Annotated in this window: 18 protein-coding genes; 12 read left to right on the forward strand and 6 right to left on the reverse strand. The window is 71.2% G+C overall.

The annotated features are described in order from the left end of the window. Positions 1-57: 57 nt before the first annotated feature. The 4 genes from BKA15_RS30760 to BKA15_RS30775 are packed head-to-tail and all read left to right on the forward strand — an operon-like array spanning position 58 to position 4361. Complete coding sequence (locus BKA15_RS30760) at positions 58-990, forward strand: branched-chain amino acid ABC transporter permease (protein ID WP_312879551.1); 933 nt, start codon at positions 58-60, stop codon at positions 988-990. Next, positions 987-2735: a branched-chain amino acid ABC transporter permease gene (locus BKA15_RS30765; RefSeq protein ID WP_179757483.1), complete on the forward strand. Its 1749-nt coding sequence runs from the start codon at positions 987-989 to the stop codon at positions 2733-2735. The genes BKA15_RS30760 and BKA15_RS30765 overlap by 4 nt, the downstream gene beginning before the upstream one ends. Further along, entirely contained in the window at positions 2732-3661 is a 930-nt protein-coding gene (locus tag BKA15_RS30770) for an ABC transporter ATP-binding protein (RefSeq protein WP_246322459.1), read from the forward strand. The genes BKA15_RS30765 and BKA15_RS30770 overlap by 4 nt, the downstream gene beginning before the upstream one ends. Then, positions 3654-4361 (forward strand): ABC transporter ATP-binding protein, encoded by a 708-nt coding sequence (locus BKA15_RS30775; protein WP_179757484.1) that lies wholly within the window; start codon positions 3654-3656, stop codon positions 4359-4361. Before BKA15_RS30770 ends, BKA15_RS30775 begins: the two co-directional genes overlap by 8 nt. 188 nt (positions 4362-4549) lie before the next feature. Here the strand turns inward: BKA15_RS30775 and BKA15_RS30780 are convergent, their stop codons facing one another. Next, positions 4550-5416, reverse strand: coding sequence for an isocitrate lyase/PEP mutase family protein (locus BKA15_RS30780; RefSeq protein WP_179757485.1), 867 nt, complete (start codon positions 5414-5416; stop codon positions 4550-4552). A 153-nt stretch (positions 5417-5569) separates the two neighbouring features. Between BKA15_RS30780 and BKA15_RS30785 the strand changes: the two genes are divergently transcribed. Next, the gene (locus BKA15_RS30785; protein WP_312879553.1) at positions 5570-6568 is read left to right on the forward strand and encodes an RNA polymerase subunit sigma-70; all 999 of its coding nucleotides are present in this window, start codon (positions 5570-5572) and stop codon (positions 6566-6568) included. A gap of 189 nt (positions 6569-6757) precedes the next feature. Here BKA15_RS30785 and BKA15_RS30790 read toward each other — a convergent pair whose 3' ends face one another. Continuing rightward, on the reverse strand, positions 6758-7783 hold the full coding sequence (locus tag BKA15_RS30790; protein ID WP_218871649.1) for a DsbA family protein: 1026 nt from the start codon (positions 7781-7783) through the stop codon (positions 6758-6760). A 39-nt stretch (positions 7784-7822) separates the two neighbouring features. Here BKA15_RS30790 and BKA15_RS30795 point away from each other — a divergent pair, with 39 nt between their 5' ends. Further along, entirely contained in the window at positions 7823-8371 is a 549-nt protein-coding gene (locus BKA15_RS30795; protein WP_179757486.1) for a TetR/AcrR family transcriptional regulator, read from the forward strand. 89 nt (positions 8372-8460) lie between these two features. On the opposite strand, the gene BKA15_RS30800 is transcribed toward BKA15_RS30795, so the two are convergent. From BKA15_RS30800 to BKA15_RS30815, 4 genes are all read right to left on the reverse strand, one after another. Beyond that, positions 8461-8928, reverse strand: a complete 468-nt coding sequence (locus BKA15_RS30800; RefSeq protein WP_179757487.1) for a hypothetical protein — start codon at positions 8926-8928, stop codon at positions 8461-8463. Then, positions 8925-9218, reverse strand: a complete 294-nt coding sequence (locus BKA15_RS30805) for a hypothetical protein (RefSeq protein ID WP_179757488.1) — start codon at positions 9216-9218, stop codon at positions 8925-8927. The genes BKA15_RS30800 and BKA15_RS30805 overlap by 4 nt, the downstream gene beginning before the upstream one ends. Continuing rightward, positions 9197-10318, reverse strand: coding sequence for a hypothetical protein (locus BKA15_RS30810; protein ID WP_179757489.1), 1122 nt, complete (start codon positions 10316-10318; stop codon positions 9197-9199). Before BKA15_RS30810 ends, BKA15_RS30805 begins: the two co-directional genes overlap by 22 nt. A 115-nt stretch (positions 10319-10433) precedes the next feature. Next, positions 10434-10958 (reverse strand): hypothetical protein, encoded by a 525-nt coding sequence (locus tag BKA15_RS30815; RefSeq protein WP_179757490.1) that lies wholly within the window; start codon positions 10956-10958, stop codon positions 10434-10436. A 93-nt stretch (positions 10959-11051) separates the two neighbouring features. On the opposite strand from BKA15_RS30815, the gene BKA15_RS30820 reads away from it, so the two are divergent. From BKA15_RS30820 to BKA15_RS30845, 6 genes are all read left to right on the forward strand, one after another. After that, complete coding sequence (locus BKA15_RS30820) at positions 11052-11699, forward strand: prepilin peptidase (RefSeq protein ID WP_179757491.1); 648 nt, start codon at positions 11052-11054, stop codon at positions 11697-11699. A 150-nt stretch (positions 11700-11849) separates the two neighbouring features. Then, the gene (locus tag BKA15_RS30825; protein WP_179757492.1) at positions 11850-12680 is read left to right on the forward strand and encodes a hypothetical protein; all 831 of its coding nucleotides are present in this window, start codon (positions 11850-11852) and stop codon (positions 12678-12680) included. Beyond that, positions 12677-13402 (forward strand): Flp pilus assembly protein CpaB, encoded by a 726-nt coding sequence (gene cpaB / locus BKA15_RS30830; protein WP_179757493.1) that lies wholly within the window; start codon positions 12677-12679, stop codon positions 13400-13402. The genes BKA15_RS30825 and cpaB overlap by 4 nt, the downstream gene beginning before the upstream one ends. Continuing rightward, positions 13399-15051 carry a cellulose synthase operon protein YhjQ/BcsQ gene (locus tag BKA15_RS30835; RefSeq protein WP_179757494.1) on the forward strand — a complete coding sequence of 551 codons (1653 nt, stop codon included), beginning with the start codon at positions 13399-13401 and terminating at the stop codon, positions 15049-15051. The genes cpaB and BKA15_RS30835 overlap by 4 nt, the downstream gene beginning before the upstream one ends. Further along, positions 15048-15386, forward strand: a complete 339-nt coding sequence (locus BKA15_RS30840) for a TadE/TadG family type IV pilus assembly protein (RefSeq protein WP_179757495.1) — start codon at positions 15048-15050, stop codon at positions 15384-15386. The genes BKA15_RS30835 and BKA15_RS30840 overlap by 4 nt, the downstream gene beginning before the upstream one ends. Then, positions 15383-16696: a TadA family conjugal transfer-associated ATPase gene (locus tag BKA15_RS30845; RefSeq protein WP_179757496.1), complete on the forward strand. Its 1314-nt coding sequence runs from the start codon at positions 15383-15385 to the stop codon at positions 16694-16696. The genes BKA15_RS30840 and BKA15_RS30845 overlap by 4 nt, the downstream gene beginning before the upstream one ends.

Consider the following 16696-nt stretch of genomic DNA (forward strand, 5'->3'; position numbering starts at 1 on the left):
TGTACCGGGCGTCTTGAAGGTGCAGCTGCGGGAAGTGGATGAGAGGAGCTTGACCTCGTGGTGCTGCTTCAGCAGCTGATCGACGGACTGTCGCTCGGTGCGATGTACGCCCTGATCGCGGTCGGCTACACGGTGGTGTACGGCATCGTGCAGTTGATCAACTTCGCTCACGGTGAGATCTTCATGCTCGGCGGGTTCGGCGCGGTGGCGGTGTGGCTGCTGTCGCCGGGACGGCCGGTCGCTCTGTGGATCTTCCCGCTGATGCTGATCGGTGGCATCGCGGTCGCGGTGGCGGTGGCGTTGCTGATGGAGAGATTCGCGTACCGACCGCTGCGCAACGCACCGAGACTGGCGCCGTTCATCACGGCGATCGGCGTCTCGATCGTGCTGCAGGAGGCGGTCCGGCTCTTCTACGACCGGATCCCGGGGTTCCCCAGCGCCAAGGCCGCGGTGGTGTTCCCGCAGCTCGACCTGGTCAGCGGTTCGGCGATCCCGCTGGGACCAGGACTGAGTATTCAGCGCGGCTCCGTCTTCACCCTGCTCGCGCTGGTCCTCTGCACCGTGCTCCTCTACCTGTTCGTGAACCGGAGCCGGCTCGGCCGGGCGATGCAGGCGGCGTCGCAGGATCCGGACACGGCGCGCCTGATGGGCATCAACGTCGACCGGATCATCATGCTGGCCTTCGGCGTGGGCGCGGCGTTGGCCGCGGTCGCCGGGCTGGCGTACGGGCTGCGCTACACCCAGGTGCAGTTCCACATGGGCTTCCTGGCCGGGCTGAAGGCGTTCACGGCCGCGGTGCTCGGCGGCATCGGCAACATCTACGGTGCCGTGGTCGGCGGCCTGGTGCTCGGCGTGGCCGAGGCGCTGGCGACCGCGCTGCCGTTCAGCGGCTCGGCCTGGAAGGACGTCTGGGCCTTCGTACTGTTGATCTTGGTACTGGTGTTCCGGCCGCAGGGCCTGCTCGGCGCGAGGGTGGTCGATCGCGCATGAGCCCGCGTGTTGGTGGTGGTTGGGCCAGGCTGGCGCTGCCCCGGTTGATCACCCCGGACCTGATCCGGCGGTCCGAGCCGTTCGCGTGGATCGTCGCCCTGGTCGGCGGGGCGCTGATCGTGGTCGCGCCGTTCCTGCCCTGGGCCTACGACGACGCGGCCCTGGACGACATGTCGGTGGCGTTCTACCCGTCCGTGCTGCAGTTCCTGGCGCTGGCGCTCGGCGCGGTGATCATCGCCGGCACGCTGCTGGACCGGTTGATCCCGCGCCGGCGCGGCAGCCGGGCGCCGGGCTGGCGTCGCGGCGCCCGCGCCGCCGCGACCGGTGCGCTGATCTACCTCGCGTTGATCATGGTCACCATCGCGCTGGAGCTCGGCGGCTTGATCAACGTCGAGCCGGGCGGCTGGCTGGCCCTGGCCGGTGCGGTGATCGCGTTCGCCGGCACCCGGCTGATCGAGCCCGCCCCGGAGCCGCGATTCGGCGAGCTGGAGGGACCGGCGGTCGTCGAGATCCTCGCCGTCGCGGCGTTCATGGGCGCAGCGTTCTTCGCGGTCGTGTTCGCTCTCGACTTCGATGACGGCGGCGGCTTCGTCTGCTTTGTCACGTTCGTCGGCATCGCGGCGGCAGTGCTGGTCCGGTCCGGAGTCATGGCCTGGTACTCCGGGGTGTCGTCCCGGCGCCGGCCGGTGCTGGTCACGGCGGCGATCCTGGCGGCGATCCTGTTCCCGTTCACCCAGGGCACTTCGGACGCGAACCTCTCGATCGCGACCCAGGTGATCATCTTCGCCATGACGGCGCTGGGGCTGAACATCGTGGTCGGCCTGGCCGGCCTGCTCGACCTCGGCTACGTCGCGTTCCTCGGCGCAGGGGCCTACGTCGCCGCGATGCTGTCCCAGTCGGCGTTCGCGACGATCGACGTCCAGCCACCGTTCCCGGTGGTGATGTTGATCTCCGGTTGTGTCAGCGCGACCTTCGGCCTGATCATCGGGTCGCCGACGCTGCGGGTGTCCGGCGATTACCTGGCGATCGTCACCCTCGCGTTCGGCGAGATCTTCCGGATCGCGGTGCTCAACCTGGACGGCATCTCCGGCCCGGATCTGACGCACGGCCCGAACGGCATCCCCGCGATTCCCGACCTGGATCCGCTCGGGTACGACTTCGGCAACCCGCCACCGTTCCTCGGCATCTTCGCGCCATTGCCCCGGTTCGCCAACTACTACTTCCTGCTGTTGTTGATCTTGCTGTTCGTGGTGCTGGTCGTGACTCGGCTGAACAACAGCCGGATCGGGCGCGGCTGGATCGCCATCCGGGAGGACGAGAAGGCGGCCGAGGCGATGGGGGTCAACACCTTCGGGCTGAAGCTGTTCGCGTTCGCCGGCGGCGCCTTCCTGGCCGGCCTGGCCGGCTCCGTCAAGGCCCATCACGACATCTCGATCAATCCCGGTCAGTACATGTTCCTCGAGTCGGCGTTCCTGCTCTCCGCGGTCGTCCTCGGCGGCATGGGCACCGTGGTCGGTGTCCTGGTCGGCGCGACGCTGCTCAAGCTGGCGCCGGAGAAGCTGCGCGATTTCGCCGAGTTGCGGCTGCTGCTGTTCGGCGTGCTGCTCGTGGTGATGATGCGGTTCCGGCCGGAAGGCATGGTGCCGAGCCGTCGACGGCAGTTGGAGTTCCACGAGGAGGACGAGGAACTGGCCGAGAAGCTCGACGAGGGCGAGCCCGTACCGGCCGAGGGGGCGCGGACATGAGCACTGCGCACGACGAGCCGCCGCCCGGCACCGATCCGGAGACCGGCGAGCAGCTGGCGCCGCAACTGATGGGGATCGACCCGGACCGGCCGATCCTCGAGGCCCAGGACGTGTCCATGCGGTTCGGCGGCCTGGTCGCCGTCGACCACGTGGGCTTCCAGGCCCGGCTCGGCGAGATCGTCGGGCTGATCGGCCCGAACGGCGCCGGCAAGACCACGTTCTTCAACTGCCTGACCGGGCTCTATCAGCCGACCGCCGGCCGGGTGACGTTCAACGGCACCGTCCTGCCGCCGAAGCCGCGCAAGGTGGTCCAGGCCGGGATGGCGCGGACGTTCCAGAACATCCGGCTGTTCGCCAACATGACCGCCCGCGAGAACGTCATGGTCGGGCGCTACTGCCGGACCAGCGCTGGCCCGTTCACCTCGATCATCCGGGGCTTCAAGTACCGGCGCGAGGAGCGCGAGACCGAACAGCTGGCCGACCAGCTGCTCGACTTCGTCGGGATCGGCGGCTCCGGCGATCACCTGGCCCGCAACCTCTCGTACGGCGACCAGCGGCGGCTCGAGATCGCCCGGGCGCTGGCCACCGAGCCGAAGGTGCTGCTGCTCGACGAGCCGACCGCCGGCATGAATCCGCAGGAGACCCGGCAGGCGGAGGAACTGATCCGGCGGATCCGCGACCTCGGCCTGGCGATCGTCGTGATCGAGCACGACATGCGGTTCATCTTCAACCTGTGCGACCGGGTCGTATGCCTGGTCCAGGGCAAGATCCTGGTGGAGGGCACTCCCGAGGTCGTCCAGTCCGACCCGCAGGTGATCGAGGCCTACATCGGAACTGGGCCGGCGGAGCGGGACGAGACCGAACCGGCGCCGCGCCGGGCCGAACCGGATGGCACTGTCGGCGAACGGGGGACCCGCGATGCTTGAGGTGAAAGACCTGAAGGTCGCCTACGGCCGGGTCCGTGCGGTGAAGGGGATCAGCTTCACCGTCGACGAAGGCCAGGTGGTCACGCTGATCGGGACCAACGGCGCCGGCAAGACGACGACGCTGCGGACGGTGTCCGGGCTGCTGCCGGTGGAATCCGGCGAGATCCTGTTCGACGGGGTGCGGCTGGACGGGATGCCGGCCCACCAGATCGTCCGGCTGGGCGTCGCGCAGTCGCCCGAGGGCCGGCGGCTGTTCCCGCGCCTCACGGTCGAGGAGAACCTGATGCTGGGTGCGTTCGCCCGGCGCGACCGGGCCGGGATCCAGCGCGACCTGGCCCGGGTGTATCAGCTGTTCGACGTGCTGGCCCAGCGCCGCCACCAGTCCGCCGGCCTGTTCTCCGGCGGCGAGCAGCAGATGCTGGCCATCGGCCGGGCCATGATGAGCAGCCCGAGGCTGCTGATGCTCGACGAGCCGTCGATGGGACTGTCGCCGATCATGATGCAGGTGATCATGAACACGATCGCCGAGCTGAAGGCCGAAGGCGTCACCATCCTGCTGGTGGAACAGAACGCCCAGGCGGCCCTCTCACTCGCCGATTACGGGTACGTCCTCGAGGTCGGCAAGATCGTCCTGCACGACACCGGCGTCAACCTGCTGACCAACGAGAACGTCCGCAAGGCCTACCTCGGCGAAGACTGACCGCCGACCCCCCAAAAGAACCCGCCGACCGGTCACAAAAGCAGCGGTTTTGGCGGCGTGTCGCTGCAGAAGTGACTACTCGGTGAGGGTGGTGAGAGGCCGGGTCTGGTCGGGCCGGGCGATCGGGTCAGGTCGGGCCGGGCGATCGGGTCAGGTCGGGCGGCCGATCTCGGCGGGACCGCGATCGATCATGACGGCCAGCGCTCGGTCAGGTTGAGCATCGCAGCCTGGGCCGCCGGTTCGCCGCTCAGCACCGTGGCGACCCGGTCGCGGACGAATCCGTACGTGCTCATCGCCAGGGTCGGCCCCCAGGTGACCCGCCGGACCCCGAGCGCTCGCAGGTCGTCACGGTCGGTGGTCACCGGACCGATGTTCACCGGCAGCTCGACCTTGCCGCACAACCGGCGGATCAGCTCGGAGTCGCTCAGCCCGGTCACGAACAGTCCGTCGGCACCGGCCGCGCGGTAGGCCCCGGCGCGGTCGACGACCTGGCTCAGCAGGTCCTCCGGGTCGGCGTCCGGGGCGGCCCTGAGGAAGACGTCGGTCCGGGCGTTGAGGAAGGCCGGGATGCCGGTCCGGTCGATCGCGGCGCGTACCCGCTCCAGCACCACGACCTGGTCGGCGAGCGGCACGACCGAGCCGGCCGTGGCGTCCTCGAGGTTGACGCCCGACGCCCCGCGCTCGACGAACTCGGCGACGTTGGCGGCGATCTCTGCCGGCGAGTCTGCGTAGCCGCGTTCCAGGTCGGCCGAGACCGGGAGATCCACCGTGGCGGCGATCCGTTCGAAGGCGTCGAGCGCGTCGGCGACGGCGAGCCCGCCGCCGTCCGGGACGCCGCGGGACCAGGCGATGCCGGCGCTGGTGGTCGCCAGCGCCGGTGCTCCGGCCGTGGCGAGGGCGTACGCACTCGGCGGGTCCCAGGCGTTCGGGAGCAGGAACACGTCCTGGTGCAGCCGCCGGAACTCCTCGGCGCGGGCGATCCGGTTGGTGGCTGATGACTGTGGTGACAACGGGGCCTCCGGGTTCGGGGTCGGGTGGCCGGTCGGCCGTCCCACAGGTGTTGACCTCGATCGAGGCGCCGGGGAATCGGTGATCGGCGCTCTGCGTTCGACTGGTCGTCGGCCGTCGCCGAACGAACCGATTCCTCTCGGTCGGCGCGGAAGTCTGAGCGGTATGACGAAGTCAACGGGAGCCGAGGAGGGCATCGCGTGACCGCAGCAACCGTGCCTGCGCTGACGGACGCCGAGTTCGAGCGCGAGTTCGAGGCGTTGCGCAGCGCCCTGCTGGCGCACTGTTACCGGATGGTCGGCTCGTACCACGATGCCGAGGATCTGGTCCAGGAGACGTACCTGCGGGCGCGGCGAGGGATCGGCGACTTCGAGGGCCGGTCGTCGGTCAAGACCTGGCTGTACCGGATCGCGACCAACGCCTGCCTGACTGCGCTGCAGCACCACAGCCGCCGCTTCCTTCCGTCGGGTCTGGGCGCGCCGTCCGGTGACCCGGATGCTCCGGTCGGGACCGACTCGACCGTGGCCTGGCTGGAGCCGCTGCCCGACGCGGCCCTCGGCCGGTCCGGCGGCGATCCGGCCGCCGAGGTGGTCGAACGCGACACGGTCCGGCTGGCCCTCATCGTCGCGTTCCAGCACCTGGCGCCCCGGCAACGAGCGGCCCTGCTGCTCCGCGAGGTGTTGGGCTGGCCGGCGGCCGAGATCGCCGCCGCGATGGGGATCGGGGTGGCCGCGGTGAAGAGCCTGCTGCAACGCGCCCGGGTCAGGATCGCCGAGGTCCGGGCCGATCAGGAGATCGCCGAACCGCCCGACTCCGCCCGCGACCGCGAGCTGCTGGACCGCTGGATCAGTGCCTTCGAGCGGGCCGATGTCCGTGACCTCGAGTCCTTGATCAGCTCGGACTTCAGCCTCGAGGCGGCCGGGCACACCACCTGGTTCCGTGGCCTTGCCGTCTGTCTGCCGTTCCTGGCCCGGCGCCAGTTCCGGCCGGCCGGCCAACTGCGGATGCTTCCGACGAGAGCGAACGGCCAGCCCGCCGCGGCCGGCTACCTGCGCCAGCCGGACGGCTCGTACCGGGCAGATCACCTGACCGTGCTCACCATCGCCGGCGGCAAGATCATCAAGGTGACGAACTTCCTCGGTGAGCGGCCGGTCCGCGACACCGGCCTACCGGCGACCATGATCGGCAACCGTCCATGATCAGAACGCAGGCCGACGGGTCCGCCCCTCACCTGTTCCCGGTGCGAGCGAATCTCGTCCTCAGGACGCTGTTCCCCGTGTGTTCCTCGGCAGCGCCCCGGTTCCCTCCGACCGACCGGTCACTTTCGCAGCGACACGCCGCAAGAACGCCTGCTTTGGTGACCGGTCGGCGGATTCATTTGGGGTGTTTCAGGAGGTGAGGGCGGTGGCCAGGGCGAGCTCGCGGGCGGCGGCGGGGTCGCCGAGGCGGCGGAGGGTGCGGCCGTAGAGCTCGCGGAGGTAGCCGTCGTCCGGATACTGCGCGACCAGTTCGGCCAGGGTGTCCCGGGCCGGGGCGAGGCTGGCCGAGGCGGCGCGGGCGCGGGCGAGCAGGGACCGGACGTTGGGGTCGTCCGGGTGCTCCCGGCGCAGCGGTTCGGCCAGGTACAGGCTGCCGTGCGGGTCCTTGCGGTCCAGCAGCGCCTCGGCGAGCCGGAGCCGGCGGACCTCCTCCGGCTGCCGGCCCGCGGCGGGCGCGGCCAGGATCGCGTCGGCGAGCAGTTCGGCCGGCTGCGCGCCGGCCACCGCGGTCCGCCCGTTGATCACGAACGTGGGCGACGTGTCCACTCCGATCGCGCGGCCGGTCAGCAGCGCCTCCCGGGTCGCCCGCTCCACCGGGTCGTCCGGCTCGAAGCCCGGCTGCAGATAGACCAGCCCGGCGCCAAGTTCGCCGGTGCCGGGCGGCATCGGCAGCCGGAACCGCTCCGCCAGCGCCGTCAGCAGACCAAGATCATTGAGATCCCGGTGCTCGACGAAGTGCAGCCGGTACAGCTCCTCGACGACCTCGTCCTGCACCTGCGGCCCGTGCGCCAGCGCGGCCGTGGCCAGCCGGTGCGCGGCCCAGCTGCTGGCCCGCCAGCGAGCGCCGAAGTCACCCTCGATGCCCTCCTGCGCGGCCGCGTCACGAGCCCGGAGCCGGTTGTCGGCGGCGGAACCCGGGCCGCAACCGGCGAGCTCCTCGGCCAGTTCCGGCTGCTGCAGGATGCCGGCCATCGACTCCGACCACTGCGGCGCGGTCGGGTCGATCAGGTACGGCCGCCAGCGCACCTGCACCTCGACCGCCGGAGCCTCCCGGTGGACCAGGTCGAGCGCGCGGGCCAGCCGGCGCTTGCCGATGTAGCCCCAGCCGCACAGGAAGTCGGCGTACCCGTCGATGATCAGTCGGTTATCCGTCATGTGTTGGCTAACGTGCGGATGGCGGATAGCATTCCCGCCGTGGACGAAGGAGATCGTCGGGTCCGCCGCACCCGGGCCCAGCTGCGCGCGGCGACGCTGCGGCTGCTGGACGACGGCGCCGACCGGCTCACGATGGCGTCGATCGCCGTGGCCGCCGACGTGAACCGGAGCACCGTGCACCAGCACTACGCGAGTCTGGACGACCTGATCTGCGACGCGCTGGCCGATCGGGTCGCCGCGATCGCCGGGGCAGTGACCGGATGCCCGTTCGCGGCGGACCGGGACCGGGCGCCGCGGCACCTGGTGGCGCTGTTCGCGGCCGTCGCGGACGCCGGACCCACGCTGGCGAAACTCGGGCCGAGTGCCGCCGCGCGGGTGCAGGATCAGCTGGTCGAAGCGCTGGCCGAGGTGCTCGTGGAGCGGTTCCGGGCCGGCCAGCGGCCGCCGGGATTCGCAAGGGTCCGGCCCGATCTGCACGCCCGGTACGTGGCCGCCGGCGTGATCGCCCTGGCCCTGCAGCGAGACCCGGCCGACAGCCCGGGCCGCCTGGCCGGCCAGGCCTGGCGCCTCATCCATGCGGCATCGTGATCATGAGCGGTCGACGCGACCGTGCATCGCCGAGTGGACGCGTTGAGCCGCGGCAACGGCCTGGGCCCGGGTCAAAGGATTCACTCGGCTCAGCGGGCCGCCGCGCGTGATCGGCGACGGCTTCGGGCCATCCAGATCAGGCAGCCGATCAGGCCTTGGCCGAACGCCGTGACCAGCACGGTCGGCGCGAACCCAGCCGGCCCGGGCCGATCCACCCCGGCCGGCAGCCGGGCCTGGGCGAGCATGATCAACAAGCTGCTGACCACGGCGGCCAGGACGACGTTGATCACCACCAGAGCCGGGAGGCGGCACCGCCCCGGCGTCACGGCGAGCCCGACCGCCGAACCGGCGACCAGGGCCGCGCCGACGCTCACCACCAGCCCGAGCCCGGGCGCCCGGCCGAACATTCCGGTGCCGGCGCCGACCAGGGCGCCGAGGACGTACCCGAGTAGTTGGCCGAGCACGGTCAGCCAGAGCAACCGGACCACCACGGCGCTCCAGCCCGAGTCCGCGGTGGCGGTTTGGGCGGGGCCCGCGCGGTACGGATCGGTGATCATCGCGCCACGCATTCGCGGAAGTCGATCGGATACCGGATCCCGTCCGGCCCGGAGGTGCCCAGGTAGCTGGCCCTGGTGGCCCGGGACTCCGCGGTCTCCAGGCTGAAGTCGACCCCGAACGCCACGCCGACCTTCACCTCGGCCGCGAACCCGGTCCGGTCGGTCACGTTGTCGTACTGGACGTTGCTCACCGTCGCGTTGGTGTACATGAGGTTCTGCAGGGTGTCGTTCGGCACCAGGGTCTCCGGAAAGGCGGTCTCCGGCGAGATCACGCCGCCCTCGACAGCCACGCCTCGACGACGGCGCGCTGCTCCGGGGTGCCGACCTCGAGCGTCGCGGTCGTCACGGTCGCCTTGCCCTCGGAGTCGGTGTCCGTCACCTCGCCACCGAGGTTGCCCTGGCCGCCCCGGGTCGAGGTGGCCAGATCGCCGCGCCGGGTGGTGGTGATCATGACCTTGGTGATCATGCCCTCCTTGTTCCGGGTGATCGCCAGACTGGAGCCGAGCAGGCCGGAAAGCTTGTCGCCGAAGGGACCTCCGGTCAGTTCGCCGGCACCGGTCACCTCGCCCTGGGTGGTGAAGATCGTGTTGCCGTTGCGCTGATCATGGACCTCGGTCCAGGTGCCGCTGGTGCCGAACTCGATGCCGGCGCCGGCCAGCTTCAGCCCGGGCACCTCGGACTTCTCGGTGCCCGGGCCCCGATCCTGTTCCCAGGGCAGCTTGATCCCGAGGTCACCCTCGGCAGTGCCCTCGACCTTGATCGTGCTCACCTGCTGGTCCGGCGGCCGCGGCGGCTCCGTCGCGCCGTGGATGGCCAGCCAGATCGCATAGTTCGGGTCGTGCCGGAGGATCTGCTGCTCGGTCAGGTAGTCCTGCAGCTGCCCGGACATCCGCTCGGCCTCGGCCTGGTCCTTGAAGATCCAGGTGCTGCCGTACGTCGCCTCGACGCCGAAGCCGAAGTCCACCTTCGCCCCGGCCTCGAGCTTGCCCCACTCGAGGTCGGCGCCGACGCCGCCGGTGACCCCGATGCCGGCGCCGTCGGTGGCGGTGTAGGTGACCGTACCGTCGCTGTAATGGGTCTCGATGAAGCCGGCGTTCTCGCCGATCTTGATGAACGCGATCTTGATCTCCGAGTTGACCTGCTCGGTACGTTTCCGGACCGTGCACCGCTCCGGCTTCGGATCGAAGGGCGGCGGGTCTTCGGGGCCGGTGGCGCAGGCCGCCGAGCCGAGGGCACTCTTGACCGCGCAGATGGCGTTCCGGGCCAGGACGTCGAGCCCCTCCGTCGCCTGCGCCAGGGCGACCGAGATCAGCAGCGACGCGACGACGGCAAGGGCCGCCGCGTACTCCAGGGTCGCCACCCCGGCCTCGCGTCTCGCTGATCGGCGCATCGCATCTCCCGGACCGCTCCGGTACCTCGGACACCGCCGACGCTACGGTGATCATGATCATCCGGTCGTGGGTCCGTGGACCCAGCCCGAGGCCCAAATGATCAGCCGGGAATGATCACCGGCGGTCGGCCCGCAGCCGCATCGAGGTGATCAACCGCTGCTCGAGGGCCGGATCGCGCTCGGCGGCCAGCACCGAGACCGCGACCGACTGCGGGTACGGCCAGTGGGCGGCGACGATCCACAGCCCGGACAACTCGCCGTCCCGACCGTCCGCGACGGTGTAGCGGGTCAGCTGGGCGGTGGTCGCCCCGGTCACGGTGATCTCCCGGGACTCGATCACCCGGAACGACGGCAGGCCGACCTGGGCCTTGCCGATCAAGGTGCCCATGGCCTGGCCGGCCGAGGCGTAGGCGCCGAAGTCGCCGGACAGCTGGAGCTGCTCCGGCGCGTCCGCGGCGTCCCGGAATCCCTTGTGCCACGGCGATTCCACGGTCGTCTCGAGGTCCCAGCCAGCCGGCCGGTCGACGGTGAGCCGGCCCACCGACTCCGAGACGTAGCCGTGGCCCGGAGCCGTACAGCCGCCGCTGAGCAGGGTGAGGACCATGATCAGGACGGCCGGAGCGGCGAGGCTGCGAGCCATGGCGGGGTCCTCCTCGGGTCGAGGGTGGAGCGGCACCCGACACGCTACAGTCGCCACGGGATCGGTTCGCCGTGGTCGGTGATGGAGGTCGCCGTGGATCTGTGGAGTGCGCTGGCCGTCGCGCTCGTCCTGAGCGTGGCCGCGGCGCTCTGGCTGCGCAGGCGCGGCTACCGGTATCCCGACGACGAGGTGCGGCGGACGCTCAACCCGTGGCTGCTGCCGGTTGTCGCGGTGGCCGGGGTGCTGCTGGCGTCGCTGCTGTGGCGGCACCCGCTCGCCGTCACGATCACGTACACCGTCGCCCTGGTCTGGGCCCTCGTGCTGGCCCTGATCGATCTCGAGGTGCGCCGGCTGCCGGACTTGCTGACGCTGCCCGGCTACCCGGTGTTCGCCGCCGGGTTGATCACCTGTTCCGCACTGGCCGGCTCCTGGCGCAACCTCGCCATCGCCGGCATCGCGGCCGCGGTGGCCCTGGTGGTGTTCCTGTTGCTGGCCTTGTTCTCGCCGGGCGGCGACGGGCTCGGCTTCGGCGACGTCAAACTGGCCGGCGTGCTCGGCGGGCTGCTCGGCTGGCTGGGGCCGACGACCGCGATGCTCGGCCTACTGACCGGATTCGTGCTCGGTGGGATCGTCGCGGTGATCTTGATCGTGAGCCGCCGGGCGGACCGGCGGTCCCATCTCTCCTTCGGGCCCGCCATGATCGTCGGCGCCTACCTGTGGGCGATCCTGCCGCCCGTCTGACCGCCTGGAGACCGATCTCCTGCTCAGACCGGGCCACGAGTGACCGATTTCCCACTAGGCTGACGCCGGAAAGTGGGAAATCAGGTCGGTTGCCGGGCGGCAGTCGGGGTTTCGCGTCCGCCGTCTCCGGTTGTGGGCAGGAGATGCACGATGCTGATTGCGATCCCGGGGTCGTCCGATCTGGGCGGCGTGCTCGGATTCGACGCCGCGCGGCCGGACGCCCTGCTGCGGACGATCCGGGACCGGTTCGGTCCGTTCCGGCACCGGCACGTGCTGGTGCCGACACCGCGGCACCACGCCGTCGAGGTCCGGGAGCAGGCCCACGTCGCAGTCGCCGCCGACCCGGCGGTCCGGATCGGCATCCTGCCGCTGCACCACCACGCGCTGACCCTGGCGCTGATCGGCCGGGCCGTGCTCGCCGCGGAACTCCGGCCCGGCGGCTGGACCGACCCCGGCCAAGCCGTGCAGCTGCTGCTCAGCCTCGCCGCGCGCAGCCGCAGCCTGGTCTGGCATCCCCGGCTCGGTACGGTCAGCGAGCCGGTCACCTCGCTGGGCGAACGGGCCGCCGGCCTGCTGCCCGCCCGCAGCTACCTGTACGAACTCGGTGCGCCGGCCGTGATCCCGGCCCGGTCCGGCCCGGGATCCGCGTCGCCGGACGGCTGGCACGTGGCCGGGCCGCCGGCGCCGCAACTGCGGGCCGGGCTCGGCGTCCTGGCGGTGGAGCCGGTCGACTTCAGCCCGTACGGGCGCCGTCCCTACGCCGGCCGGAACTCGGTCGAGATCACCCAGCTGGCGACCACGTCCGCCCGGCCCTGGACCGGACCGGCCTGCGACGACTGCTCCGCGACGATGGTCGACGGCCTCTGCGTGTTCTGCGGCTGCGGACCGGTCGGTGCGCCGGACCCGCAACCCGCCGGTGACCTGGCGCCGGCTGGTGTGTCGACCGGGACCGCGACGACCGGGACGGGGGTGTCGGCATGAATCCGCGCCAGCGCCGGGGCCTGCTGCTGATGATCTTGTCCGTCGCCGTCGCGGTGCTCGTCTTCGTCGGCGTCTCCAGCTACCTGACCGAGGTGAACAGCCAGGTCGGCCCGATGGTGACGATCTACCGGGTCAAGCAGGACCTGCCCGCCTTCACGACGCTGTCGTCGGAGAACACCGAGGTGGCCCAGGTGCCGGAGCGGTGGGCCGCCGACAACACCGTGCTGCGGGCCCAGGACATCGACGGCCGGGTCACCGCGATCGCGCTCAGCGCCGGCAGCGCGGTCAGCCTGGACGTGCTGGTGCCGCCCAGTGATCTTGCTCCGGACGAACGGGAGATCGCGGTCAACGTGGACGCGGTGACCGGCCTGGCCGGGCGGATCCGGCCGGGTGACCGGGTCGACGTCTACGTCGTGTTCGCCGACGTCCCCGGGCTGCCGAAGCAGGCCCGGATCCTGGTCCAGAACGTACGGGTGGTGTCGGTCGCCGGGCAGCAACAGGTCCAGTCGCCCGACCGGGAGTCGTTGCAGAACGTCATTCCGGTGACGCTGGCGCTGCAGCCGGACGCGGCCCTCGCGGTGACGTACGCCAGCTCGTTCGCCCAGCAGGTCCGGCTGGTCGGGCTGCCGCCCGGCGTCGCGCAGGACCGCAGCAAGGAGACCCGCACCTTCGACGCCGGCCGGCTGGGCGGCAAGGCGGTCCCGGAGGGGGAGCGGAGATGATCAAGGCCGTCGTCGCGATCGCGGACCAGGTGATCGTCCAGGAGCTGCGCTCCCGGCTCGATCAGAGCGAGCACGAGGTCGAGGTGGTGTTCGTCGCCGAATCGACCCAGGAGACGCTGTCCGCGGTGATCCGGCACCGGCCCAGCCTGCTCTTCGTCCATGATCAACTCGGCCCGGCGGCGGCGATGCCGATGATCCGCGAGCTGACCCTGCGGCACCCCGGGCTGGCCGTGCTGGTGGTCACCTCGAACCCCAACGTCGACGCCTATCGGTCCGCGATGGACGCCGACGCCCGCGGGGTGCTCGACTACCCGTTCGGGCTGGAGGAAGTCGATCACCGGCTGAGTGCGGTGATCGAATGGGGCGCCTCGATGAGCCAGGCGCTGGCCGGTGCGCAGGCCGCCGAGACCGGCAACGGTTCGGCGGGCGGCCGGGTGATCGCCGTCGCCGGCGCCAAGGGCGGCCTCGGTACGACGATCATCGCGACCCACCTGGCCTGGGACGTGGTCCGCCAGGTCAAGGGGATGCGGGTCTGCCTGGTCGACCTCGACGTCGAGAAGGGTGACGTGCCGAGCTACCTCGACGTCAGCCACCGGGTCTCGCTGGCCGACCTGGCCAAGATCAGCGAGGACCTGACGGCCCGCGCGGTCGCCGACACCGTCGTCGTCCACAACAGCGGGCTGCACCTGCTGCTGGCACCCACCGAGATCCGCGAGACCGAGTTGATCACGCCCGCGTCGGTCCGCCAGATCGTGGCCCAGCTGCGCCGGCTCTACCAGTTGGTGATCATCGACACCGGGTCGGCGGTGACGGCGACCCAGGCGGCCGCGGTCGAGTCCGCGGACCAGACCCTGCAGGTGGTCTCGGCCGACGTGCCGGCGCTGCGGTCGGCCAGGCGCCAGGTGGTCTTCTGGGAGTCGCTCGGTGTCGTATCGCCGGACAACGTACGGGTCGTCGTTAACCGGTTCCAGCGGCGCAGCGAGATCCAGCAGGACACGGTCGACCTGCTGGTGCTGGGCGAGCGGTCCGAGGTGCTGATCCCGGACCTGGACCGCGGCCTGGAGCGTGCCGGCAACAGCCGGACGCCGGCCGAGGTGCGCAACGCGGTGTGGTGGAAGAGCCTGCGCCGGATCGGCCAGGAGCTCGGCGTGACCAGCCGGCGCACCGTGGTCCCGGCCGCGGCCGCGGGACCGAACGGCACCCAGCCGCCGGCCGAGGCCGGCCCGCCGGCGGTGCCCGTGGCGCCGGCTGCCGGGCTCGTTCCGGGCGCGGCCTCGCCCGGTACGGCCAACGGGCGGCCGAACGCGCGGGCGAACGGCGAGGCCGGCCAGGTGACGGTCGAGAACGTCGTCCTGTTCCCGTTTGCGCTGATCGTGCTGGTGCTCTGCCTGCAGGTGGTCCTGCTCGGGCTGTCGTTCGTCTGGTCCGGGGTCGCCGCGGACGCCGCCGCCCGGGCGGTGTCGATCGGCGCCGATCCGGTGGCGGCGGCCCGGGACGTGGTGCCCGGGCCGATGGCCGACCAGGTGGTGGTCGACCGGGACGGCCCGCGGGTCGTGGTCCGGGTCCGGACGCCGCTGCTGATGGGCGACGGAGTGACCCGCACCGTGACCGTCGATGTCGATCATGCGGTGGTCGAGGAACCGAGATGATCATCGCGCGATCAGGTACCGCCGAGCGGGGGACGGCCAGCATCGAAATGGTCGCCCTGGTCCCGATGGTCATGATCGTGATGATCTTGGTCTTCCAGATCCTGGCCACCGCCTACACGGCCCAGGCGGCCTCCCAGGCCGCCCGGGACGCGGCGCGGGCCTACTCGCTGGGCGAGTCGCCGCAGGCCGCCGCGGCCGCGAGCCTGCCCGGTGCGGTCCGACTGGTCCAGGTGACCACGTTCGGCCCGGACCACGGCGTCCGGGTGGTCGTCGAGGGCCCGGCGATCCAGGTGATCGGCGACCGGACCGTGATCAGGGAGGTGGTCATGCCATGAGGCGTTCGTTCTCGACCGGCTTCGTCGGCCCGTCGCCCGCCGCGGGCCGCGAGACCGAGGCCGACGACTTCCAGGTCCGCCGGTTCAAACAGATCCTGCTCGACGAGATCGATCTTCAGGAGATGTCCGCGCAGCCCGCCGAGGAGCGCCGGGCCAGGCTGGAACGGGTCCTGGCGCACCTGATCTCCCGCGAGGGACTGATCCTGTCCAGCCGGGAACGCTCGATCCTGATCCGGCGGGTTGTCGACGAGTCGATCGGCCTCGGCGTGCTGGAGCCGCTGCTGGCCGACGCGACGATCTCCGAGATCATGATCAACGGGCACGAGACCGTCTACGTGGAACGGTTCGGCCGGCTGGAGCGGATCCCGTCCGGCTTCACCTCCGAGGCGCAGCTGCTGCAGACGGTCGACCGGATCGTCTCCTCGGTGAACCGCCGGGTCGACGAATCCAGCCCGATGGTGGATGCGCGGCTGCCGGCCGACGCCAGGATGCCGCGCGGGGCCCGGGTCAACGTGGTGCTGCCGCCGCTGTCGCTGAACGGGCCGCTGGTGACGATCCGGCTGTTCCCGAGGGCGTACGGGCTGACCGAACTGCTGCAGCGCGGGACCCTGGACCGGCCGGCCGCCGACCTGCTCGCCGCGTGCGTCCAGGCCCGGCGCAACATCATCGTCTCCGGCGGTACGGCGTCGGGCAAGACCACCCTGCTCAACGCGCTGTCGCAGTTCGTCCCGGACCGGGAACGGATCGTCACCGTCGAGGACGCGGCCGAGCTATCACTGAACCAGGAGCACGTGATCCGGCTGGAGACCCGGCCGCCGAACGTCGACGGGCGCGGCGAGATCACCATCCGCGACCTGGTCCGGAACAGCCTGCGGATGCGGCCGGACCGGATCATCGTCGGCGAGGTCCGCGGCGGCGAGGCGCTGGACATGCTGCAGGCGATGAACACCGGCCACGAGGGTTCGCTGGCCACCGTGCACGCCAATTCGACCGACGACGCGCTGTCCCGGATCGAGACGCTGGCCACGATGAGCGACATCGAGGTGCCGTTCCTCGCGATCCGGGACCAGGTGAACAACGCGATCGACGTGATCATCCAGCTCACCCGGCACTCCGACGGCACCCGCCGGATCACCGAGATCGCCGCCGTGGTCTCGGCCCGCCGGGAGGAGTATCGCCTGCAGCCGCTGGTGGAGTGGGACCCGGTGGACCGCCGGTTCCGCTACCACGCGATACCGGACGGTCTCCGCCGCGGACTTGATCATGCCGGCGTCGGCGTACCGGGCACCTGGCCGGTGCGGGAGGGCTGA

The organism is Microlunatus parietis, assembly GCF_013407955.1.
Classification (GTDB): Bacteria; Actinomycetota; Actinomycetes; order Propionibacteriales; family Propionibacteriaceae; genus Microlunatus; species Microlunatus parietis.